Origin of the sequence: Gracilibacillus caseinilyticus, assembly GCF_022919115.1 — a bacterium.
Taxonomy (GTDB): Bacteria; Bacillota; Bacilli; order Bacillales; family Amphibacillaceae; genus Gracilibacillus; species Gracilibacillus caseinilyticus.
This window is the reverse complement of sequence record NZ_CP095072.1, coordinates 2,774,681-2,799,189: the sequence shown is the minus strand read 5'-3', so window position 1 is coordinate 2,799,189 and position 24,509 is coordinate 2,774,681. Positions and strand designations below refer to the sequence as shown.

Genomic DNA, 24,509 nt, shown 5'->3' with positions numbered 1-24,509 from the left:
AGCAGTTTTATATTCCTCGTTTTATCTCTCAGAAAAAAGGCATTCCCCCTCTCCCTCTATCAACTATAGTGACACTATAAAGGGCGAATACCTTTCCTGCAATATGCAATTTTTGAATGTTACCGTATTTTATTTTTTTACTAGTTAATACTTATTTGCCAAAGTTGTATTTTCTTGCATGGCGGGTTCTAAGTACTGTTCAATCAGTTCCATACATACAATCACATTTAGCGACCATTGGGAAGCTGTGTTTGTGGATATGTTTTTCGCTTCTGAGATTGGTTTTACGTAATCGTTTGTTTTATTTAATTTTAACGGTGATTTGATCTGCCAGTGTGTATCATCTTCTAATAAATATTGCCACGCCTCTTTCGCCAATTGTGGATCTTGTTTATATGCTGCTGCAAATGCTACTAACGTTGAGGAAAGCATCGACGTTCCCCATGGCTTGTCACCTGTGATTGCACCATCTGTCCTTTTTGCCTTTTCATCTGCTGGCAAATTATAAAATGCACCAAACTCAGCTAGCATTTCCAGCCATTCCGGGTCTTCCAGAACCTCCGCCAATTCCATCCAGACCTGTGCACCACCCATGCTCATAATTAAGTGGTGTCCGTGGTTTTCATTACCAAAGAACATTAAATCACCAGTTCTAGGTTCATAACCGAAAACAGGTCCTGTCAGTAAGCGATAGGGCATATTTTTCAGCGAGTTAATTCCTGTCAACATTTTATCACGGAATGATGTATCCTCATAACGTTCCCACCGTGTTAGCCAATTGGAACAAAACGCGGCCCAATCAGGACCACTTCTTACGTGAGTCGGGAAATGATCTTTGGGAAAATATGCCCTCATAGGAGGTATATGTTCTGTCGTGTAATCAGCATTAACTACTTCGTCCATAATGTCTCCGATTCGTTCATCCGCTGTGAGATAATAATAGATTTTATGCAAACCGGCTGCACCAATTCGTGCTTCCTTACAGCCACAGCCCCAGTGGACAACATTATGCCTGGAGCCCAGACCTGCATATTCACCAATATGGTATACATCGACTTCACTTGTATGTCTTGTCATCGCTTCAGCAAAACGAAAAATATCATCACGGCCTGATCGTAAGAACATGTACCAAAGCCAATAGTTCGGAGCTAATTCTGTGTTCTGCCATGCACAGCCACCTAAGTCGTATTTCCATACGTGACGGATTGGATCATAGCTATGCATCACATCACCGTAATTCCAAAAACCATACCAGCCTCGTTGTTCCACTTCATTCATATAATATTGCACCACTTCATCCAGTGCTTGCTCCAGTTTAGCTTTTGTCGGAGTGCTTGCATCCTTCACACTCCAAACGCCTAATGCACTTGTTCGATGGTAATAAGTTGGCTCGCATACCAACAACGCAGGAGATTCTTTCTCACGAACAAATGACCGCAACTCCTTTTGATCAGGCGTAGATGAGTAAAATCCCACGGTGATTTCATTTGTATTGGCCACTCCATAAGGTGTACTGCGAAATTCTTCTGCACCTTCATAGGAGGATTTTACATGTGTTTCTGTATCATAATGCCTCATATCCATCGAAGGTACATCAGGCGACCAGAACCATGTGGACAACGTACTTGTTTGTTTAGCTAACTCCTTTACCTCAAAAGAGGAAGGGTACTTCTGCCAAAAATTACGTGCCCCTATGGTCATTCCACCTGATTCACTTCCAATATAAGCGACACCATTTGCTCGATTTCCGGAAACGGCATGAACCCAGGAACATCCATGTTTCGTTTGTTTGGAAATAGCATAACTATCAGCAGATTGCTGGACCAATTTATAATTTTCCCAAGTAGCAGCATCATCAAGCAAATTGACAAAGGCTTGATCCTCCTCCAGAAAATGAATCGGCTTACCTTCCATCTGGTCTTGATAAAGTGTTTCGTAATGTCCTTTTGTCCGCCAGGTAAGCATCCCTTTTGGTGATTCGCGAAAGAATCCTTCATCTCCTCCAAATCGTACATACCGATTATATAATGGACCTTGCATTGGTATTCGAAAATCAATCCCGATCCCTTTAATAAAATCCTGATGTGGATTACCATCATAGATAAACGTATGCACCGCTCTCATCGTATATTGACCCGCATAAAAATATAACCTTAACGTAAAGGGCAGCCATTTACGTTGATCAGAAACAACTTTGTGTCGTCCTGTTATCTTCACGACAGCTCTAACTGGACCACTTTGTTCAACAATCGCACTATTTATATCACTATAGAAAGCTTCTTGCCTTGTCGTTACAACGCCATCAGTATCAGTGAAGGATTCCTTTATTCCTTTCAAATACCCACCTTCACACACAAGTTGTTCACCATTGTGTACTTGACTGATAATTTGTTCACCTGACGTATTTACTTTATAAATCAGATGCCCAGTGTTAATTTGAATCGATTCATCGGACTTTTCTACAGTCAGTGGGTTCTCAGGGATGATGGCTAATCCTTTTTTCACCTGATAGGTTTCTGACAACCTATCATCCATTAAGGATACCGCATGTGCCGTCCATTTCACACTGCCATCTGGCCAGTATGCGGTCGGCCATGTTTGAAGAGGAATCTCCGCATCATGATTATCCGTTAAGGTTAAGGAATCTGTTTTCTTTAAATGTCCCTTTTCCCAAGGTATTCCCCATGTTACGCCTCTGTTGACGACTGGCTTTTGATCTAACCAATATACATTCACTTTATTTGACATTGTTTATTACTCCCTTCTAAACAGGTATATTTATTCGGAACAAACTCGCCTTCTCATCATAATAAGAAATGACATCTTTGATATAAGAAATAACCGCGTTAATTTCTACGATAAGAGCACCATTTGAATCTTTATATGGCTCCCCATTCAGCAGATTTTCTTCACCGTCAACCAAAAGATGTGTCCTGCCTTGCTCCGCTACAATTGTTCGACCATATGAATCTATCGTTAAAATCCCATTCTGTTCATCGTATTGATAGTCAAATAAATGGGGAAAATCCTTTTTCATACTCTCAAGAATAAACAATATCGGGCTGTACACACTTCCATGTTCATAGATACTGAGAATGCCATAGGTGTTCGGTTCTTGCCCGTTGACGACAACCTTACAATATATATGATCCGGCTCCTGATATTTAACAGCATCTGCTTCTGCTATTGCTTCGAATGGATAGTTTTGATTACTGGGTTGCACAACAGATGCTGTTTCATATTGTGGGTATTCAAGTGACAGTGCTCTTCTATCGGCAGCTTGACTGATAATCTCGACCGTTTGATCAGATATCCCTTTCATTTTAGCTATTAGTTTTACTACTCCTGCTTGATTTGTTGACCGTATAAATACACGGTTACTGCCGCACTCTGCATAAACATGATGCTGATGGATCACACTATCTGCTTTTCCATAGCCGTTAAATCTGCCACTATTATAACCACCAAGAAAAATACCCCCTCCTTCAAGCACAAATTCGATTTTGTCATTTGCTAATGGATGTATCCGTCCATGTTCATCTACCACTTCCACGTCCACATAGGCAATATCGGTTCCGTCTGCTAATAATCCTCTATTACCAGTATGGGCAGTAAGCTTTATTTTTGTTGGTTCCAAGACGGTCTCCACTGTATCATTCGTCACTTGTTCTCCTTGATAATCGTAGCCAACAGCAGTAATGGAACCGGACTGTGTAATATCAATATGATAGAAAGCAAACACAAATGTATCCAACGGTTGATCGCATACTGCCAAAAACTGGTGATTGATATACAATTCAATTTTGGCTATACCGTAACTGCCTATCACATACACGGTCTTGTCACGTGGATTTCTATATTGAAATTTGCCGGTTTTTCTCCAATAAGTACCATCAAATTCTTTTACTGAATAACGATAGTTACTTCCATTCTCTTCGGGGTAATTCCAATGTCCGACAATATGGACCGTTGCTTCAGGTGACTGCATTGTTCGGAATACATCAAAATTTTGCTTTTTAATTCGTACCGGATCAACACGACCACTCATCCTGGCATTTTCGCTCGCTGCTTGCCTTCCGTGCTGAGCAGAGTCTGTCCAGCATAACGCAGCCGCAGCAGTATAATAATTCTTTCCAGAAGCACCACCAATGCGATCGTGGAAAAACTCTGCATAACCCTTTGCCGCATATAGTGCGAGATCCTCTGAAGTAAGGTCATGACAATCCGCTCCCACTTGCTTTCGTCCACCTGGCCCCAACCAAAGATTATCGTAATCAAAATCTGGTGGAGAAAAATCATCCCAGACGCGTCTTGGTGCTTCTTCTCGTAAATATTCTGTCTCGGTGACAGGCATTTGTTCAGACTGATAACGACCAGCATGACGATTTAGCATAGTGCCTACATATTCAGCCTCTTGTAAAAGTTCATCTGTGTTTAATGTTCGACACCCCATGTATCTGCCACCGAAAGGATCGAGCTTTTCTTTTAATAATCGCATTTCTCTCATATGTTCGGCATTAATTGAATTGTTGCCAGCTTCCCAAAACAAAATGGATGGATTATTCCTAAAATAAATGATGACATCTCTCATAAGTTCCACACGTTGGTCCCATTGTCTGCCAAAATTTTCTCTTTCCTTGTCACCAGCAGGTTGTGTACAAACCACTCCATACCGGTCAAATGACCGAATATCTGCCGGACTGCCTGCTACATGCATAAAGCGGATGTGATTCGCATTACTTTCACGAATTAACTGCGCATCAATATCTTTTAGCCAATCTACCGCAGTCCCGATGGCTGCCCATTCATTTGCAGCGCGTTGCGCATAGCCGGTTAACCATACTCGTTGATCATTTATTTTCAGACCAGTTTCAAAATCATAGGAAACTTTTCGAAAACCCGTAGTATTCGTTACCTGATCTAGCACTTCTCCATTACAGAACAAATAGGTTTGAACCGTATATAAATAAGGGTCATCCGGCGACCAGAAGCGCAGATCAGAGCCAGTTGTATTGCTTTTTATAAGTGTGATCTCTACAGAATCGGTATCCGTCGGAGCTACTTGATCTTCCGGTACAGGCGTATATCCCCTTCCCGTTCTTTTATAAGCATCACTTGGAACAATCGATAATGGTGAATAAGGAGTTAGCGCCTTTGTCTGTTGTACTGTTATACATCCTGAAGATGCCTTTGCTACTTCCTTACCGCTATGATCATAAATAATGGATACTAATGATACTTCTTCCGCTCTTTCTGATTCATTTCTTATCTCTGCGTGAACATGTATCATTGCCTTTTTATTCTCTATATCAAAATCAGAACCATAAATATACACCCCTTTTGTCTGGAGGTTACTGTATATCGGTAAGGTAATATGTAACGTAGGCTTAATGTGTAACCTGATGTTTTTCGTAAGGCCACCAATACTCGGATTAAAATCATTGGCGTTCCAAAAATAACCTACTCCACGTTTATCCTCTGAAATCGAATCTGGTTGAAGCGATGCAATGAACCCCCCTGGAATCGCTCCATCGTTATTCGGAGTTTCCGCAGCAAAGTGATCTAAATTTCTGGAAGATGTATTATCCGTCGCAATAGCAATTAAATTGTCTTTCTGGTCGTGGATGTATGGTGTAAGATCGAACCCAAACGGGGCGACACCTGACTCATAATAGCCTGCCATTTTGCCATTGACATACAAATAACAAGTTTGACGTATTCCTTCAAATTCAATCATGACCTTTTTGTTGTAATGCTTCTCAGGCAACTTAAACCATTTTCTGTAGAATGCAAAGGTTCGTTTCTGCCCACTGCCGGTATCCTCTATTCTTGAAACAAATAAATCTTTATCGTTATAGGTGTGAGGAACACCTACAGTTTGCCAATCTTGTTCCTCGTATTCCTTCTCATAAAAGCATCTTCCGTTCTTATCCTTCCATGTGTCCAGTGCCTCTTGTAACGGAAAACAATCTGCCAGTTTAAACCGCCATTCATAATTAAAATTATAAACTTCGGACTTTGCTTGGTTAGCATCGATGAAATGATGGCTATTGTTTCGCATGCTTTTTTATTCCTCCTTACTCCACCTTTGTCAGGAAGCGTTTTCAAAATAATAGCATCGTTCTTCTTTTCCAACAATGATACTTTTTTGCCTTACCTAACAAAAAAGGATTTTTGGCTATCCGTATTATGAACCATTTCTTTAGAAACCCTATGTCTGTATACAGGGCAAAAATGTGTTGTTTTATACATAAAATAATCTTCATGTCCCATCATGACCGTTTTCAAGTCTCTTCGAAATACATGCAAAAAAGTATTGCTGGTATGCACATCAACAAAACCGTATAAAAATAGAATCCAGTCTGCAAGTCCACTTGATTGTACCTATATCTGCTTGTATCACTACAACACCACACCCCTTAGTTCAAGACAGGAAGAAAAAACAAGTCCGGATTTAGTCAAATTATATAGGTACCTATAATACGGATTATGCTAGCTAAGCACTTATACAAGAGCTAGCATATTGAGCTGATTATAATTGCCATAATAGCATTCGAATTCTACATAAGATGCCTAGCACCACTGATTTTAGCTCTTCCATACGTTTTAGCACTTCCTTAAGCATATTTCCGGAGCTTTACTTAGCACATTCCGTATGTCAAAATAACCACAACTATATAGTTTACATAGAACCTTCATTTACTTTTTCACTTTTCAACACTACTTCCTTTCCCCATAATGACAGTAGTGATATGCATTCTTTGGGTACAAATAAAAACACCTGACAAGTATCAGGTGTTTTATGTCAAGATGTTGATGTGCTGTTTTAAAACGGAAAGTTTGATCGGTGTGGACTCTCCTTCATCCCCGTCAATGTTCGTTATTTTTGAAGGGGTTGTGTGAACAGAAATTTCTTTTGTTTTCCAATAAGCTACCTGTTGTTGATCCTTTAACGAACCATTCACAAATTGCGTCAGCATCGAGACACTTTCCAAATTGGTTAAATCCTTGATCGCATAGACATGTAAATAACCATCGTCCACTTCTGCTTCAGATAATACATGCTGGATTCCAGCTAACGTATCCGTAACAGCGATAATAATAAGTATCACCTGGTACGCTTCTTTTTGCTGATCATGCTCTATTTCCGCAGCAAAGATATCATGTTCCGAAAACTTCTTGACTCCTTCAATAAAGTAAGCAAGTGGTCCCAATTTTGATTTTTGATCTGCTGATACTTGATAGGTAGCTTCCGCAATGGCACCAATGTTAACTAAATTCATAAAATAATGATCATTTATTTTACCAACATCGACTGGCCTTGCATTCATTTCATTTAACACATGACTAGCTTCTTCCGGCTTTAAAGGAATATTGAGTGCTTTAGCGAAATTGTTTACCGTGCCTAATGGAATAATATGAAGCATTGGCCGATACTCCTTCTCTGCCAAGCCATTGATCACTTCATTAACAGTTCCGTCCCCACCCAAAACAGAGACGAGACCTATTTTTGACTGACTTGCTTCTTCGGCAAATTGTAAGGCATCATACGCTTTTTCCGTCTCTCTTACTGAAACCTCGTAATCTTGTTGCTGCAATATCTCTTTTATATCATCTTTGTATTGTTGTGCTTTTTCCCTGCCCGAACTGGGATTTACAATAATCATCGCCTGTTGAGATGCCAACTGAGGTACCTCCCTCTTACCACAACAAGTCTTGATGCTCATCTAAGTACATTGGTGAGACATCCATAAACAAATAAAGAGTCTCATCTAAAGGAAAAGAAAATGTGCGAATTCTTTCTCCTGTTTCAATGTCATTATAGAGCTCAGATAAAAAACCTGTTTTTTCTTCCTTCATCCGAATTACATTCTCGATAAAATAAGGGCGCCAACTCCAATTTTTCCCCTTAACGGTTTCGTCCCATACCCAGTCATGTCCAAGATGGATGAAGTTTACTGTTTTTTGAAATCCGTCTTCATCTGTCACATAGATCCGAAAGAAAATATGCTCCATTTCTTTGGCTAAATCATCTACCTGTTCATCAAGACTTTTACTTTTCTTAATTAATTTCCATTTTTCCTGCACTTGATGATTTAATGTTGTTGTAAGTTGAAATTTCGTCGTGAGCTTTGCTCGTTCCACTTGAATAAATTGCTGAATGTCATGCCGAAAGCGTTCTTTGAGACGACCTTTTTCCACAAATTGATTAGCAGGTTCAGCTAGAAAACTACCTTGATAATAGCGACCATTATTTCGCCAAGCATAATGGAAGTGGTAGTTAGATGAAATGCCATCAAATAATAATTCAGCACCCAATTTACGTGAAAGTAAGGATAGAGAGTAAATAATACCGTGGAACGCTGTAGACATGGATTCATTCTGCAATGCTTCTAAGTCGACTTTCAGAATATCCGGCTCCATTAAGCTGATCCGATCTAAATTACTCGATCCCCTGCCTAAATCATCAATTGCTATCTTTATACCCAATGTTTTTAAGTATTTAAACGTATGTAACAGAATTTCGATATCTCCTGCAAAATGGTGCTCCGTAATTTCTATAATGATTTTCGATAGGTCAAGGCCATTTTCTTGATAAGCAATTAAATGCTCTAAATATTCATCCTCTTTGTCGGAAGCAAAATAATCTGCATGAACATTAATATAGAGCTGTTCATCCATTCCTTGTTCCAAATATTGCTGCAACGCAAGATCTTGAATTTTTTGGTCCATTTCCATTTTGAAATCATCGGGAACATTAGGATCGCGGAAAAAAGGACCTAAACGAATAGATTGATCGTCCAATTCCAGTCGTCCCAGCACTTCATAACCGACCACTTCATGGCTGTCAGCGCTGAAAATTGCCTGAAAATGCGGTTTTATTTTATCTACATGCATCATTATATCTAAAGGATCCATGTGCATTCTCCTCTCCTTACATTTATTGTAACGGTGGCAAACGGTTTAATCAAAAAAAATAGTCTGAATCCGTTTGGAATTCAGACTATTTATTACTTTCATTAAAATTTGGCCTGATAGCGATCAAGTTCCCATTCCGTTACGGCGATTCGATAACTGTCCCACTCATCTTGTTTAAATGAAGCATATTCATTTAAAGCAAAATCTCCAAGAACTTTTTTACCAATTTCTCCTGTTTTCAGAGCTTCTATCGCTTCACCAAGCATCGTTGGAAGGTTTTCAATCCCACGCTCTTCACGTTCTGCTAAATCCATGCTAAAGATATCATCAACTGTTTCTTCTGGTGCTTGTAATGATTTTTCCACACCGTCGATTCCTGCAGCCGCAATACTAGCAAATGCATAGTATGGATTGGCACTTGGGTCTGGACAACGAATTTCAACACGAGTACCTGCTCCACGTGTAGCCGGGATACGTACTAATGCGGAACGGTTTGACGAAGACCATGCAATGTAGCAAGGTGCCTCATAACCAGGTACTAGACGTTTGTAAGAGTTAACTAATGGGTTAGTTAATGCTACGAACGACGGTACGTGGTGGAGTAATCCAGCAATAAACGAATAGGCTGTTTCAGATAATTGACGAGAATCAGAATCATCGAAGAATGCGTTTTTCCCAGCATTTTCATCAAATAAAGACATATTTACGTGCATTCCGTTACCATTTGCACCAAATACAGGCTTCGGCATGAAAGTTGCGCGCAATCCGAATTGTTGTGCTACTGTTTTTACGACCCATTTGAAAGTAGTGGCATTATCTGCCGTTGTTAAAGCATCACCAAATTTGAAATTAATTTCGTGTTGACCTTCTGCTACTTCGTGGTGAGAAGCTTCAATAGTAAAGCCCATTTTTTTCAACGTTTTATAGATTTCTAAACGAACTCTTTCGCCTAAATCGTATGGTGCAGGCTCGAAATAGCCACCTTGATCATGCACTGTTTGTGTCGGTTGATTCTTCTCGTCTGTTTCAAATAAGAAGAATTCTAGTTCTGGACCGACATTAATAGAAAAACCTTTTTCTTTTGCTTTATTTACAGTGTTTTTTAATATATTACGTGGATCACCTTCGAATAATGTACCATCCGGATTTGTTACACTACATAAGAATCGTGCTTCAGAATATCCCTCTTCTTCCGTCCAAGGTAACACGGCAAATGTATTTAAATCTGGTAATAAGTATAAGTCAGACTGGTTAATAGGTGTAAAACCTGTAATAGAAGAACCGTCAAACATTGTTTCTCCTTCTACTACGTCATCAAGTTGTTCAGCTGTAACTGTAACTTGTTTCAACGTTCCTTCGATGTCTACAAATTGTAAGTGTAATAATTCAACATTTTTTGTTTTAATAGTTTCTTTAATTGCTTCTAACTTTTCCACGGTGTCCAATGTTTTCTCTGGAGCTATTGTTGCCATCTTTCATTTCCCCTTTTCCATGTAACTATTTTTTACATCACTTGTTATTCACTATCCTACACGCTAACCCAAATATCCGTCGATAACATTGTAAGAAAATCTGACAAACTTTTTTTAATAATTTTGCTGCCTATATAAGTGATCTTTTTTTTTGCCATCATCGCTGAAAACCGCCGTCATCCTTGTTGGAGGTTATACAAAAAACAAGCATCCTTTAGAGAGGATGCTTGTTTTTTTATAAATTTTTTAGAGTTTGCCATTCTTCTTTTGTCAGAGTTACGCCTTTTCCCATTTTTTCATGGTCAGGTGACCAATCACGTATGTCATACTTTGGTTCCCGATCATTCCAGCTGATAAGATTGACTTCTTTCTGCCATCCTTTTTGTGATTCTGACAATACAGCAATTTGTTCGATAATTTCAAATTTAATACCTGCCACTTTTATACCTCCTGCTCTTTGGCACCATGCTCCATCTCAAAGACTTGCTGAACGTCTTTATCACCGCGTCCTGACAGATTCACGATGATGCTCTCCTCTGTCCCTAAGTCTTTTGCCAGCTTGATGGCATATGCAACAGCATGGGCACTTTCCAATGCGGGAATGATACCTTCTGTTTCGGATAACAATTTAAATGCAGCTAACGCTTCTTCTCCCGTAATCGTTACATATTCTGCCCGTCCTGATTCTTTGAGATAGCTGTGCTCCGGCCCAATACCCGGGTAATCCAAACCAGCTGCTATAGAGTAGGTAGGCTTTGGATTGCCTTCTTCATCAAGTAATGTTAAACATTTAAAGCCATGTATAACCGCTGGCACCCCTTCCGTCAATGATGGTGCTTCAGCTGGTTCTACACCAATCAGGCGGACAGTTTCTTCCTCAATATAGTGGGCAAATGCACCGATTGCATTACTGCCACCACCTGCGCATGCTACAACTGCCGCCGGAAGCTTACCTTCTTTATCAATAATCTGACGTTTTGACTCTTCACTGATCACGGACTGAAAGAATTTCACCATGGTAGGAAAAGGATGTGGACCTACGGCAGAGCCTAGTAAATAGAACGTATTTTCATAGTTCTCCACTAAATCTGCTAAAGCGGCATCGACCGCATCTTTTAATCTTCCTTGACCAACTGCGACACTTTCTACCTTTGCACCTAACAATTCCATCCGAAACACATTTAAAGCTTGTCGCTTCATATCATGTTTTCCCATGTATATCGTACAATCCATCCCAAACATTGCGCAAGCTGTTGCTGTTGCTACACCATGTTGTCCTGCTCCTGTTTCAGCGATTACTCGTTTTGCTCCCATGCGCTTTGCAAGTAATATTTGTCCGATCGCATTATTAATCTTATGGGCACCGGTATGGTTTAAATCTTCTCGTTTCAAATAGATTTTTGCCCCTTGTTGTTGTTGGGACAAATTTCTGGCGAATGTCAATGGATTCTCCCTTCCAACACAATCCGCCAATACTTCTTTAAACTCTTCAATAAACGCCGGGTCCTTGATAGCTTGTTCAAATTCCTCTGCTAATACACCTAATACTTCCCCTAATTCTTCCGGCACGTAACTGCCGCCAAATTCTCCGAATAAACCTTGCCCACTCATGCGCGTATCTCCCCTCTATATTACCTAATTCTATTTTAGGGGAACCATGATAGAGATTCAATTAATTTTTAGAAAATTCAAACATCTGACCAAAGATTTGCAAAAACTTAAAAATTACTCTGTTATCTTCTTTGTTGACCTCGTCATATAAACGGAGAATATCCATATAATCAGGCAGACAAACACCGCTAAAAGGATAAACATTTGTGTAAATCCAAGCATCGAAGCAACAATCCCTAATACACTGGAACCTATAGCAATACCAGCATCATACAGGGTCAGAAACGTTGCAGTAGCATGTCCACTTCTTGATAAGGAAACCTTTGAAACAGAGATAGATAAGAAGAAAGGCAATAACGAGCCATAGCCAATTCCGATTATTCCAGCCGCCAGCAGGAAGGTAAAAGCGTTCTGCGATAAACTTAATAGTACAAATCCAGCTGCAAACAAAAGCATACAAGGGATGATAACTGCTCGCGGTCCTCTCAAATCAAATTGTTTTCCTAAAAAAGGACGGGTGGAAAGCATCGTAATCGCAAAGACAGCAAAGAAATAGCTGGAAACCTGATCAAGTCCTCTCGCTGAGGCAAAAACAGAAATGAAAGAAACGATACTTGCATAGGCAAATGATATTAATAAACCTATTGCTGCTATCGGTAACACGGGGCGTTCCAGTAACTCTCTCCAGTTAAACGGTGTAATTTCTTGTTCAGGTGGATCCTCTACTTTTAACAAGAATGTGGATAACACGCTCAAAATCGAAAAGATAGATAAAATGATAAATAGATTGTTATAGGAAGTAATTTGGATGAAACTCAGCCCGAAAAATGGTCCCAGTACAATAGCGAGGTTCATCGACATCGTAAAATAGCCAAGTCCTTCCCCTCTTTTTGCTGCTGGAACAATATCCGCTGCCAATGCTGAAGTCGCAGTGGTTACTATGGCAAAAGAAAAGCCATGAATAAAACGAAGTAACAGTAAAGCATAATAGGAATCAACCCATATATATACAACCATCGTGACCGCAAAACATATATTACTGATCAGCAATACTTTCGTCTTTCCATATTTACTGAGAATAGTCCCAGAGAATGGACGTAACAATATGGCTGCTAATAACATCGCAGTCACAACCATGCCACCCTCTGCTTCTGAACCGTTCCATTCATTCATTACAAACAATGGCAAGGTTGTTAGTAAAGTGTAGAAGCTCATGAATACGAATAAATTCACGATTGCTAAGCTAATAAAATCTTTCGTCCAGATTTTGTTTTCTGTCATATTATTCCTCTCTCTAATGATAGTTTTTCTAGAAGTTGTTGGAATTGTTGTCTTTCCTGTTGCGACAGATTTTGCAAAAATTGCACTTCTGTTCCTTTTATCTGCTTCATTATTTCGGGATAAGTAGATTTTGCTTTGTTTGTCAATGTGACAATACGTTCCCGTTTATCCTGTCCGATTGACCGATTCACCCAGCCATTCTTCTCCATGCGGACTAGTGTTCTTGTAATAGTAGGTGCTTCTACTTTTAAATATTGCCAGATTTCTGTCTGTGTCATCTCTTCCTTTTGAAACAACGTATACAATATCGTCCACTGAGAGTGAAATAAACCAAATGGCTTCAATTGTTCATTTAGCTCATTTTGAAACAGACGCAATTTTTGATTATATAAGTGCAACAAATGACTTGTGTCCATATATTCCCTCCTAATTATTTACCCAGGTAAATAATTTCACCCTTCACAGTATAATCGAATTGTCGACAAAAGTAAAGAAACAGCCGTTCATTATGACCGACTGCTTCTCATATTTTGTCTAACATATTGAGTGAATTCTTCTGCTTTTTGTTTCGGAGCTTCTGTAACAAGACTTACAACAATGAATAACAAGGTTGCCGTTAGAAGTCCCCATATACCAGATTTTAAGCCAAGTAATAATCCATCTGTTGACTCAATCCAGATAACGAGCAAGCTGCTCAGTACAACACTGCTGATTGCACCAGGTGCGGTACCTCTTTTCCAGAAGAAACTGCCGATGATTGCCGGAACAACCACGATCAATCCTGAAGAAGCAGCTACAGACAAGACCGCAATTAAATCCAACTCTAATTTCGCGAATAAAAATGCCAGAACAGCAATTACCGGAATGACCAGCTTCCCTACCATTAATTGTTTACTATCATCTGCCTGATCGGTGACATTGCGATAAACGTCTCTTGAAAATAAAGAAGACAATGTTAACAATATCGAATCAATGGTCGAAATAGCAGCTGCCATAATTCCAACCATCACAATCACACCTAAAACAGGTGGTACAACCTCTGATGATAAGAGTGTCGGTGTAGCTAAATCAGCATTTTCTAAATCAGGAAATAACACAGAAGCGGAAAAGCCCCAGACGACAGAAACAATCGTATAGATAAAACCGAACACTAGAAACCCTAACAACATATGTCGCATGCTTTTTAAGGAAGCAGGCATAAAGAGTCGTTGACTAACCTGTGGATTAGAAATACTGAAGAAAAACCACGGGATTGTTAAACCTAAAAATGTCCAAAAATTAAAGAATCCATTACCTGGAACGGCTAATGCTTGTGGATCTTTTGCTTCAATCGCATCAAAAAAGCCATCAATGCCGCCTAAATGGACTATGATCACGATCACTACTAATGTAGAAGTCGTGATCATTAGTAACGACTGCAATGAATCTGTCCAGGCAACAGAGCGAATACCTGCAATATAAGAAAAAACAATTGCTAATACCGTTGCAATCACGACACCTGTTGTAAATGAAATGGCACCGTCCGTGACACCCGCTAACAGATACCCGATACCTGTTAATTGAACCGCACTGTATGGAATTAAAAACAGACAGCTCGAAATAGCAGTGACAATTGCTACCCATTTACTTTGATAACGATCTCCCAACATTTCCGAAGGTGTAACATAGCCATACTTTTTGCCTACTAACCAAAATCTTGGACCAAAAATGGCTACAAGTGAAACACCCATAAAATAAATAATTTCAAATCCAAATCCGCCTACTCCACCGTTATAGGTCAAACCTGCAAGTCCTACCAGCATAAAGGCACTATAAGTGGTCGCACTATAGCTTAAGGCGGATACAAATCCATTCAGCTTGCGTTCACCCAGAAAATATCCTGCCATGCTTTTCTGGTCACCACTTCTTGATAAATAAGCAATAATAATAGCAATAACAACATATACCGAAATACTTGACCAAACTAAGGTCGTACTCATTCTTCCTCACCCCAATTTTTCGCTAGATAGTAATTGGCGATGATGACAATGATAGCTAAAATCGACCATATCAAAAAACTTCCATACCATTTTGTTACATCTCTCAAAAATGCATATGGAATGAAGTATCCAAGAAAAACGATGATCAAAATCACCAGTCCCCATATTTTCTCTTTCTGATTCACTACTCTCACCTAACCTTTCGTGTCATGAGTTTTATTATACACATTTTCATACATGTGTAAAGACACTTATGAAAAATATATGTAAAGTCAGTATCCATTTTCTATTATTTTTTATTGTAGCATTTTAACGGTGCAGCAGGGATGGAGCTGAGTGTGTTTTTATAGAGGATGATGAAGGATCGTCGGATGCTGATCTGACGGAAGTTTTATCTATCGGACATTTGCCTCAGCTCTTTTATTTGGGGGATTGAGGGGTTCTATCGGACATTTTATTACTGCTTGCCTTGATTTTGTCCGATGGAGCTCTTCTTTCGGACATTTCACCACTCCTCAAACTCGGTTTTGTCCGTTTGGGCTCGCCTTTCGGACGTTTCACCGCTTCTCAAACTTGGTTTTGTCCGATTAGGCTCTGCTATCGGCCAATCACCCTCTTCCCACCCTCAATTTTGTCCGATTGAGCCGCACTGTACGATTAAATAATTACTCTCACTGAACCTGCACTTTTTCCTTTGCCCCATTAAAATTCCCTTTGTACCACGGATTTTATACTTTCCCTTACCTTATTAAAAAGACAAGATCATCGATGTGATCTTGTCTCTTTCAGATTAATCATTCTTTTTATCTGGATCTTTTTCTTTCAACACTTCCAATGCGGATTTTTTCTTCTTTTTCTTCCATCTCTTTATATGAATGGTTGGTGATTCATAATCATCAGAAGCTGTAATATCCCGGTTCGAGGCTCTCATGAAAGACCATGCCAACAAGAACATAATAAAGATTAATGGAAAACCGCCGACTATACTGGCCGTTTGTAACGTATCTAATCCACCCAAGAACATTAATACCAGCGGCATGATACAAAGAGTGAAAGCCCAGAACAGACGATTCCACCTAAACGGCTCATCCCCAACTTCTTTTTGGACAACAGATGCCAAAATAAAAGAAGAAGAATCAAATGTTGTAGCGAGGAAAATAATAGCTAAAATTGTAAATAGGAAAATCATTAGATTTGGTAACGGTAATTGTCCAATAACAGCAATAATGGTTGCTGCTGGCCCATTAGCATCCATATAACTGATCGCATCAAATTGACCTGTCAGCTGTAAGTGCAGACCAAAATTTCCCATGATTCCGAAAAATAATACACAGCCTAATGTACCGTATACCATTGTCCCTATAATCATTTCTCTGATCGTCCGACCTCGGGAGATACGAGCTACGAATAAGCCAACAAAGGGTGCATACACAAGCCACCATGCCCAGTAAAAGACGGTCCAACCTTCTGGAAAGCCTGTCTCTTTAAATCCTGCCAGATCACCGAATGGTTCTACCCAGGTTGCCATTTTAAAGAAATTATCTAACAATATTCCCACTGCGTTAAAAGTCGTCTCTATGATAAAGCGTGTCGGTCCAAAAATAAAAATAAAGGCCAGAATAAATAATGCTAGCCATAAATTGACATCACTTAATAACTTTATTCCTTTTTGCAGTCCTGAATATGCACTGATCGCAAAAATAACGGTACAAATTAACATAATCAAAGCCTGCATGCCTAATGTTACCGGTATACCTGTCAAATAATGAACACCTTCAGCAATCATTGGTGTACCTAATGCTAACGTAGTACCCGCACCACCTAACAGACCAAATATAAACAGTACATCAATCAATTTACCGATCGGGCCATCCACCCATTGTCCAAGTACCGGTCTTACTGCTTCACTTACTTTCAATACTGGTTTTTTCCGTACATAATAGAAGTAAGCAATTGGTAATGCTGGTAACGTATAGATCGCCCACGCAATCGGCCCCCAGTGAAATATGCCGTAAGCAGTTGCCCATTGAATCGCTTCATTCGATTCTCCTTCAATACCGAAGGGTGGTCCCTGATAATAATAGACCCACTCAATGACGGACCAATATAAAATACTCGATCCAATACCAGCAGCGAAGAGCATGGCTGCCCAGGAAAAAGAATTAAACTCAGGCTTTTGTCCTTCATCACCTAGTTTTACATGTCCATTTTTACTGAACGCTACATAAATAAGAAAAGCAAAAACAATCAAACCCATCGCTAAATATAATACACCAAAGTTCGTCGTTAAGAATGTATTTGCCATACTGACGAACTCTTTACCCGCCTCAGGGAATAGAACGAGAGGAACTGTAACTGCGATTAATAAAAGAAGGGCCCCAATAAATGTTGGCCAGTCGATTCGTTGATTATTCAAATACGTCACCTTCCATTCCTAAATAATATTAACTTACCCATAAAAAAGGAATCCAAACAAAAAAGGACAACTTTAATTGTCCTTTCAATTACGATTATGATTTCTTCTAATATGTATGTTATACCATATAAGAGCAATCGCAATGATAAAAATGATGATACCGGGAACATATATAATACCAGTTAAATCTAAAATCATCAATATCACTAATGCGACTAGTAACGGAATGCGTATTTTATTGGAACCCATATTTTTCTCCTCTCTTGTTAAGCGGTTACAGATAAGCTCTATTTTATCATATTAGCTCTTAAAGGAACATATGCATCGTTATTTTTGCAGATAAGGCATGACTTTCTTCGTTAACAAATCGATCGTTTCTTTTACCGATTCGATTGGTTGTCCACCAAAATCGACTTGCGCCAGGAAACGATCATGACCAAATAATTGATACTGGTATTTGATTTTGGCAATTATTTGTTCAGGAGTACCTACCATTAATGTTGACTCTTCACTTGTAATAAAGTCCATGTCAGTACGTGCTGCTCCCATCGCTCCACCAATTCCCTGTTTGGTCAAATGCTCCCAATAATGCGCATAATAGCTGTAAAAGTCTTCTTCTAGTTCCTCTAATGTTTCACGGACCATCGTATGCCCTGCAATTGCAACGTGTGGTGATTGCTCTCCGCTAAATACTTCTCGATAACGAGCAACAAGTGGCTGATACTTTTTGGCAATCCCACCGATCATTACAACTGTTAAACCACATCCATTTTTCCCGGAACGTTCAGCACTTTCGATCGTACCTCCTACACCAATCGATACTGGTAAAGCTTGTTGTAGAGGTCGCGGCGCTATTTCTGCTTGATCTAATTTCGAACGATAAGTCCCTTCCCAAGTAACTTGTTCCTGTTGATTAAGCTGCAGAAAGAGAGCTAAATGCTCGCTAAACAGCTCATCATAATGCTTTTCATTATAACCGAATAAAGGAAATGCCTCTACAAACGCTCCCCTTCCTGCAGTAAATTCTGCTCGTCCACCAGATAAAAGGTCTAATGTTGCAAAATCCTCAAATAAACGGACTGGATCTGCTGTATTTAATAATGAAGTTAATGCTGTCAGTCTAATCGATTCAGTTCTCTGTGATATGGCAGATAACAGCATCTGCGGGGTAGATACGGCGTAATCCAGCCGGTGATGTTCACCGACACCAAATACGTCCACTCCAGACTGATCAGCATATTGTGCCATTTCAACAAGATCATTAATACGGTTATTGGCTGACATGATGCGACCTGTCTTGGGATTCGATAATAATTCTCCCAGGCTATAAATTCCTAATTCCATTTCTTTCATCCTCTCCCATTATGCATACAAAATATCATTCCACTTCGACCATGGATACTTGTCTGGAGGGAATGATTTTTTGCTAATTTCTTCTTGGCGAACAGGATGATAAAAACGTAACCGATGCGACCATAATGAAATCTGCTGTCCAGGTTTATTTTGTTTGGATCCATATTTTTGGTCTCCAAAAAGCGGCATATTACGTGAAGCAAACTGAACACGGATTTGATGTGGCCTTCCCGTGTAAAGATGAATTTTCACTAAGCTTAATCCATTTTCACTTGCTAAAAGCTCGTAGCCTAACTCTGCTTTTTTTGCCTGCTTCGTTTGCGATGATGTCACCGAAACCTTGTTTCGCTTTTTATCCTTTACCAGATAATCAACAAGATAGCCAGTTGCTTCATCCGGAACTCCTCTGACAACCGCCAAATAGGTTTTGTCTATTTCATTTTTGCGAATTGTATCGGATAGTCGGGAAGCTGCTTTTGATGTTTTTGCGAAGACCATCGCTCCTCCAACTGGCCGATCTAAACGGTGAACAAGCCCTAAGTAGACGTTTCCAGGTTTCTGATAGCGGTATTTGATATCATCTTTCAATATATTTAATAAGTCATCATCATTACTTTGGTCTTGTTGAACCGGCAAATTGACCGGTTTTTCAACCATCAGTAAATGATTATCTTCATACAAAATTTCGATACTCATAGTAACCTCATTCCTTCGAATATTCCATTCCTACTATACAGTTTAACATCATCCTGTTCCCGGCATCAACGCATTCCTATTTGGTAATTTGATACGGATAGTAATAAAAGCCGGATTTAACCCCACACAGTCATAACTAACTTAAGCATATATAAGGCTATCTATAAATAATAGGGATTATGTCAGGTGAAACTATATTACAATGTGGTAATTTTGAAATATTTTATATGCATAGCAAAGCTCCGGAAATATGCTCCGCGTCCTGTAGGGCACGATTTTAGCTAACTTTGGTATTCTGCTTTAATGAGGTAATTATATACTTTACTTGTTTAGCACAAAAAAGGACGGATTGTTTGTTGCCGTGACAACGCAGAATCCATCCCTTTACTATTAGTTTATTGTACTACAAGTGTAGCGGTCATTTCGCTGTGACCCGTGCCGCATGGAACAGAACATCTAATGGTATATTCACCAGGTTCAAGCGTTGTAGTAGCTGATCCTTCCCCTTCAATAGACACATCGCTATTTTCAATCACAATACCATGAAACCCTTCTTTACTCGTGAGATTAACCGTCACTTCACCTGCTGGCACTGTATATTCTTCCTGATCAAATTTCCAGTTCGTCGCAATCAGATCAACCGTTTCGCCGCTGCCAGTTGCTGCAGAATCCTGGTTATTATCACTGGCATTGTCTTCTTCCCCGGCACCACAAGCTACTAAAATCAGAGCAAGTGTAAGAGTTAAGCATATTAGGACTAGTTTTTTCATCAATATAAGCTCCTTTCAAGTCTGTTCTTATGTAACATTATACATTTATATCCAGAACAGAACCTTTTTAATCTAACAATATCTACTTTACCATTATAACGATTCTAATTGGAAATACTACCGATGTTTAACAACCTTCACAAAATTTTCATAATCTACTCTGACAATAGCCAGTATTTATAGAAAGCGGGAAATTCACGTATAATCGAATAGACGTCTATTCCGCATGAGTCCCTGCAGCATCTTGAAAATCAGCCTGCTTCATAGTAAATTTCGCTCTAGTAATATGAAAATATTGTGTGATAACCGTTACACTTTGAACCGGCAGCTGATTCACATTAGCTATACGATAACTATTTTCTGCTGTCATTCTTGTATTATATCCCTCACTGTCAACAAAAATATCTTCTGAATTCACTCCTTTGCGAATCAAGTATTCCTCCATCACTTTTGCTTCATCATAGCCTTCTTTACCTACTCCGCCGCTTACAAGTATTATTTCGATCATTTCTGATTGATAGTATTCAAGTGCTTTATCTAATCTTGCTTTTAAACGATCCGACAAACTACCATCTTCATTAACCTTATTGCCAAATACCACACCAAGATCTCCTTTCTTATTCTCATCTGTCCATCCATCGATCACTATGTATGAGGTAGGAATAAAGAACCATAGACACCAAACAGCAAACACTATCAGCAACCATTTTTTCATCATAGTCCTCACTTTATCTTTTCAATTGTCATGTACTATAGTAAACTATTTTTCAATGCGTATAAAGATATAGAGGACGGTGCAAGCATGTTTCAAAAAATAGCGTTAACATTATTACTTCTAACTGGTATTTTTCTTACCAGCTGCGACCTCGCTACAATGGAAAGCATCAGTGAAGGTGCGTATGATGCTGAGGCGAAGGTTATTCGTGTGGTGGATGGTGATACGATAAAAATTGAAATAGACGGTAAAGAGGAGAATATTCGATTGCTTTTAGTGGAACCCCTGAAACGAAACATCCTGATTTACCAAAACAGCCATTCGGAGAGGAAGCTTCAGACTTTGCAGAAGAAATACTAGCAGGAGAAACCGTTCAAGTGGAATTCGATGGACCGAAACGAGATAAATATGATCGTCTGCTCGGTTATATTTGGATAAATGGAGAAAACTTCAATCAATTATTATTAGAAAATGGTCTTGCTAGATACGCATATGTGTATGACCCTCCTTATACCCATCAAACCTGGATGGAACAGGCGGAGCAAGAGGCTCAAGCTGATGAAATTGGAATTTGGAGTATAGAGGATTATGTAACTGAGGATGGTTTCCATCATATAGAAGAAACTGATGCCGATGAAAAAATATATAGAAGTTGTTCAGAGGCAGAAACAGCAGAAGTCACTCCTTTATATCAGGGAGATAAGGGATATGGAAAACATTTGGATCGAGATCTTGATGGTGTCGCATGTGAATGATTTTAGGCTTAACCGAAATCGTACTGTTTCTAGTTAGGCTAGTTCAGCGGTTTTGGTGTTAGTCAATGTTCAGACATATGACGCTTTTGGGAAGTCCATCCCGCAAGAAGTTGTGCTTGTTCTGACGCTTGGCACTTTGACACGCTTGAAGATGTGCCTTGTACAGGCGTTCGGCGCTGTGGGAGTAGTCTCTTCCGTTTGATTATAGAAAATTATCATCCATCAAAAAGCAGCAATCATCATAGCAAGATGATTGCTGCCAAATGATATCCGGTCTTATTCAAGACAATAAAACGCCCGTGTATTTCGTTCTATTATTTCCTCCACCTCGGTCACTGGAAGCTGTTTAATTGCAGCAATGGTAGTAAGAGAGTCTCTCATCATTTCAGGGTGTGTCATGCGACCCTCGAATGGACCTTCAAATGGCCATGGTCCATCTGTTTCTATCATTATTAACTCCAATGGAAAGCACCGTATTATTTGCTGTATTTCATCTTCGTAGAGACAGTCAGGAGTAACCGAGATAAAATATTCGTTATCTATTATCCTGTTCATGGTGGCAGCTGACCCTTTAAACCAATGAAAATGAGCACGAACCACATGATGCTTTTCTAATAGATCACAAACGATATCAGCATCTTCATAAACGGCGTGCAATACGATAGGGAGATCGAGGTCTTTTGCACTTATGATAAAACGTTCCAAAATCGAAATGTAAGGATCAATCGGAAGAGATGGATTCTTTTTCTTACTGTAATAGGGCAGACCAACTTCTCCGATAGCTGCAATCTGGTCAGCGTGCTCTCTGATTAAATCAAAAATCGCTTGTAATTCCACTTCATTTGGAAGAGGCTGTTCAGGATGCCATCCAAAAGCGGGAAAAACAAAAGCATGTTGAGCAGCTAACTGCGCCACTTTTTGACAACTCTTCAAATCACTTGATACAGCAATGAACCCTTCAATAGATTTGCTCTTCAGTATTTGTTTCTGTTCATCTCCCTGATACCAGTCCAGATGAATATGGCTATCAATCATCTAATTCACCACGCAATGTTTGATAAATATTCTTTTTCAATTGCAAGAACTCTGTCGTTAACGTAACTCCTTCTTTTCTGGGACGTGCAAAATCCACTGTAAATTCGGCTTTAACTTGAGCAGGTTTTGCACCCAATACCAGAATACGATCGGAAAGGAAGATGGCTTCTTCAATATTATGTGTGACAAATAATACGGATGGCCGCTCCTCCTCCCAGATCGATAATAGCCACTTTTGCATGTCCAATCTCGTAAATTCATCCAGTGCAGAGAAAGGCTCGTCCAGACAAATGAACGGCTGCGGACTTAAGATACTTCGCACAAATGCAACTCGCTGCCGCATCCCCCCTGATAATTCATGAGGGTATGCTTCGCTATATTCAATTAATCCTGCCCGCTCAAGCATTTCCTCGGCTCTGTGTTTATCCGGTTTCTGATGCAATTCAGCCCCAAGTATAACATTCTCTAAAACCGTTCTCCACGGCAATAAGGACGGCGTCTGTGGCATATAACTAATCGATCCTTTTTGACCGCTTATTTCCTGATTATTTAAACGAATGCTTCCTTGATCAGGTAAATATAACCCACCTATCAAATGAAAAATGGTACTCTTCCCACTCCCGGAAGGTCCTAACAGTGACACAAATTCACCATTTCGAACCTTTAGATTGACATTAGAAAGCACTTGTTGTGACTGAAACTTCTTACTTATGTTGACTAATTCTAACGTACTCATAATGACTCCTCCTTAGATGGACGCCATTTTAAAATCATTTTTTCTAAGCCAATAATAATCGAAAAGAAAACAAAACATAATAACATGATAATAAAAATAGCTACAAATACGCGGTCCGTTCTAAACGAAGAAGATGCCAACGTCATATAGACACCTATTCCTTTATTGGCACCAAGCCACTCTGATATTACGGCCCCCATCACACTGTACGTAGCCGATATCTTTAAACCAGAAAAGATCTGCGGTACAGCGTGCGGTAATTCTAACTTGGTAAATACTTGTTTTTTGGTTGCACCAGCCATTTTCATATAATGAATCAATTCCGCCTCTGTTTGATTGAAGCCGTCTAAGGTGGAGACAGCAATTGGAAAAAAGCAAACTAACGTAATAATGAGCAATTTTGGCGTAATTCCAAAGCCGAACCAAATAACGAGAAGCGGAGCAAGAACAATGATTGGTATGTTCTGAGATAAAATCAACAATGGATAAACAGCTTCTCTAACTTTTGGCAATAAATGAAGGAGCATTGCGATCGCCAGACCAAACACGGTACCTATAATAAAACCACCAGTTGTAAGACTTACCGTCGCCCAAACATGCTGCTGAAAATTCGTCCAGCCTTGTATTGCTTCTGTCACTATTTCTGTTGGAGCAGGAAGAATCCAGCTAGGTATTTGAAAAAATCGGCTGGATCCTTCCCAGACAAGTAGAATACCGACGATCATAATGACTGGTAATGATAACTTTCTCCACATAAAACCTACCTCAATT

22 protein-coding genes are annotated in these 24,509 nt (G+C 39.5%); 2 read left to right on the top strand and 20 right to left on the bottom strand.

Annotation, left to right across the window (positions count from 1 at the left end):
• Window positions 1–144: 144 nt before the first annotated feature.
• The 17 genes from MUN88_RS13180 to MUN88_RS13100 form a co-directional block, all read right to left on the bottom strand.
• Complete coding sequence (locus tag MUN88_RS13180; protein ID WP_244715763.1) at window positions 145–2,748, bottom strand: exo-rhamnogalacturonan lyase family protein; 2,604 nt, start codon at window positions 2,746–2,748, stop codon at window positions 145–147.
• Window positions 2,749–2,764: 16 nt separating this feature from the next.
• Window positions 2,765–6,061 carry a glycoside hydrolase family 2 protein gene (locus tag MUN88_RS13175; protein WP_244715761.1) on the bottom strand — a complete coding sequence of 1,099 codons (3,297 nt, stop codon included), beginning with the start codon at window positions 6,059–6,061 and terminating at the stop codon, window positions 2,765–2,767.
• Window positions 6,062–6,800: 739 nt separating this feature from the next.
• Window positions 6,801–7,685 carry a diacylglycerol/lipid kinase family protein gene (locus MUN88_RS13170; protein ID WP_244715759.1) on the bottom strand — a complete coding sequence of 295 codons (885 nt, stop codon included), beginning with the start codon at window positions 7,683–7,685 and terminating at the stop codon, window positions 6,801–6,803.
• A gap of 16 nt (window positions 7,686–7,701) precedes the next feature.
• A complete protein-coding gene (locus MUN88_RS13165) occupies window positions 7,702–8,919 on the bottom strand; it encodes an EAL domain-containing protein (RefSeq protein ID WP_244715757.1) in 1,218 nt (405 codons plus the stop codon).
• Between the two features lie 101 nt (window positions 8,920–9,020).
• Window positions 9,021–10,391 carry a type I glutamate--ammonia ligase gene (gene glnA, locus MUN88_RS13160; RefSeq protein WP_244715755.1) on the bottom strand — a complete coding sequence of 457 codons (1,371 nt, stop codon included), beginning with the start codon at window positions 10,389–10,391 and terminating at the stop codon, window positions 9,021–9,023.
• 235 nt (window positions 10,392–10,626) lie between these two features.
• Window positions 10,627–10,830, bottom strand: coding sequence for a YdbC family protein (locus tag MUN88_RS13155; RefSeq protein ID WP_244715753.1), 204 nt, complete (start codon window positions 10,828–10,830; stop codon window positions 10,627–10,629).
• A gap of 2 nt (window positions 10,831–10,832) precedes the next feature.
• Window positions 10,833–12,002 (bottom strand): tryptophan synthase subunit beta, encoded by a 1,170-nt coding sequence (gene trpB / locus MUN88_RS13150; protein ID WP_244715751.1) that lies wholly within the window; start codon window positions 12,000–12,002, stop codon window positions 10,833–10,835.
• Between the two features lie 114 nt (window positions 12,003–12,116).
• Window positions 12,117–13,283, bottom strand: a complete 1,167-nt coding sequence (locus MUN88_RS13145; RefSeq protein ID WP_244715749.1) for an MFS transporter — start codon at window positions 13,281–13,283, stop codon at window positions 12,117–12,119.
• On the bottom strand, window positions 13,280–13,699 hold the full coding sequence (locus MUN88_RS13140; protein ID WP_244715747.1) for a MarR family winged helix-turn-helix transcriptional regulator: 420 nt from the start codon (window positions 13,697–13,699) through the stop codon (window positions 13,280–13,282). The genes MUN88_RS13145 and MUN88_RS13140 overlap by 4 nt, the downstream gene beginning before the upstream one ends.
• A gap of 90 nt (window positions 13,700–13,789) precedes the next feature.
• Window positions 13,790–15,262, bottom strand: coding sequence for a sodium:solute symporter family protein (locus tag MUN88_RS13135; RefSeq protein ID WP_244715745.1), 1,473 nt, complete (start codon window positions 15,260–15,262; stop codon window positions 13,790–13,792).
• The gene (locus tag MUN88_RS13130) at window positions 15,259–15,447 is read right to left on the bottom strand and encodes a hypothetical protein (protein WP_244715743.1); all 189 of its coding nucleotides are present in this window, start codon (window positions 15,445–15,447) and stop codon (window positions 15,259–15,261) included. Before MUN88_RS13130 ends, MUN88_RS13135 begins: the two co-directional genes overlap by 4 nt.
• Before the next feature lie 605 nt (window positions 15,448–16,052).
• Window positions 16,053–17,678 (bottom strand): BCCT family transporter, encoded by a 1,626-nt coding sequence (locus tag MUN88_RS13125; RefSeq protein WP_244715741.1) that lies wholly within the window; start codon window positions 17,676–17,678, stop codon window positions 16,053–16,055.
• Between the two features lie 84 nt (window positions 17,679–17,762).
• Window positions 17,763–17,927 (bottom strand): hypothetical protein, encoded by a 165-nt coding sequence (locus MUN88_RS13120; RefSeq protein WP_244715739.1) that lies wholly within the window; start codon window positions 17,925–17,927, stop codon window positions 17,763–17,765.
• A gap of 78 nt (window positions 17,928–18,005) precedes the next feature.
• The gene (locus tag MUN88_RS13115) at window positions 18,006–19,022 is read right to left on the bottom strand and encodes an LLM class flavin-dependent oxidoreductase (RefSeq protein ID WP_244715737.1); all 1,017 of its coding nucleotides are present in this window, start codon (window positions 19,020–19,022) and stop codon (window positions 18,006–18,008) included.
• Between the two features lie 18 nt (window positions 19,023–19,040).
• Window positions 19,041–19,727 carry an RluA family pseudouridine synthase gene (locus MUN88_RS13110; RefSeq protein WP_244715735.1) on the bottom strand — a complete coding sequence of 229 codons (687 nt, stop codon included), beginning with the start codon at window positions 19,725–19,727 and terminating at the stop codon, window positions 19,041–19,043.
• A 395-nt stretch (window positions 19,728–20,122) separates the two neighbouring features.
• Complete coding sequence (locus MUN88_RS13105; protein WP_244715733.1) at window positions 20,123–20,497, bottom strand: cupredoxin domain-containing protein; 375 nt, start codon at window positions 20,495–20,497, stop codon at window positions 20,123–20,125.
• A gap of 217 nt (window positions 20,498–20,714) precedes the next feature.
• Complete coding sequence (locus MUN88_RS13100) at window positions 20,715–21,215, bottom strand: SanA/YdcF family protein (protein WP_244715731.1); 501 nt, start codon at window positions 21,213–21,215, stop codon at window positions 20,715–20,717.
• A gap of 84 nt (window positions 21,216–21,299) precedes the next feature.
• Between MUN88_RS13100 and MUN88_RS13095 the strand changes: the two genes are divergently transcribed.
• Together MUN88_RS13095 and MUN88_RS13090 are read left to right on the top strand one after the other, a co-directional pair.
• Window positions 21,300–21,572 (top strand): thermonuclease family protein, encoded by a 273-nt coding sequence (locus MUN88_RS13095; RefSeq protein ID WP_244715729.1) that lies wholly within the window; start codon window positions 21,300–21,302, stop codon window positions 21,570–21,572.
• Window positions 21,479–21,967 (top strand): thermonuclease family protein, encoded by a 489-nt coding sequence (locus MUN88_RS13090; protein WP_244724524.1) that lies wholly within the window; start codon window positions 21,479–21,481, stop codon window positions 21,965–21,967. The genes MUN88_RS13095 and MUN88_RS13090 overlap by 94 nt, the downstream gene beginning before the upstream one ends.
• 276 nt (window positions 21,968–22,243) lie before the next feature.
• Here the strand turns inward: MUN88_RS13090 and MUN88_RS13085 are convergent, their stop codons facing one another.
• From MUN88_RS13085 to MUN88_RS13075, 3 genes are read right to left on the bottom strand one after another with little or no spacing between them, the layout of a single operon-like run.
• Window positions 22,244–23,002, bottom strand: coding sequence for a TatD family hydrolase (locus MUN88_RS13085; RefSeq protein ID WP_244715727.1), 759 nt, complete (start codon window positions 23,000–23,002; stop codon window positions 22,244–22,246).
• Window positions 22,995–23,738 (bottom strand): ABC transporter ATP-binding protein, encoded by a 744-nt coding sequence (locus MUN88_RS13080; RefSeq protein ID WP_244715725.1) that lies wholly within the window; start codon window positions 23,736–23,738, stop codon window positions 22,995–22,997. Before MUN88_RS13080 ends, MUN88_RS13085 begins: the two co-directional genes overlap by 8 nt.
• A complete protein-coding gene (locus tag MUN88_RS13075) occupies window positions 23,735–24,493 on the bottom strand; it encodes an ABC transporter permease (RefSeq protein WP_244724521.1) in 759 nt (252 codons plus the stop codon). Before MUN88_RS13075 ends, MUN88_RS13080 begins: the two co-directional genes overlap by 4 nt.
• Window positions 24,494–24,509: the final 16 nt, after the last annotated feature.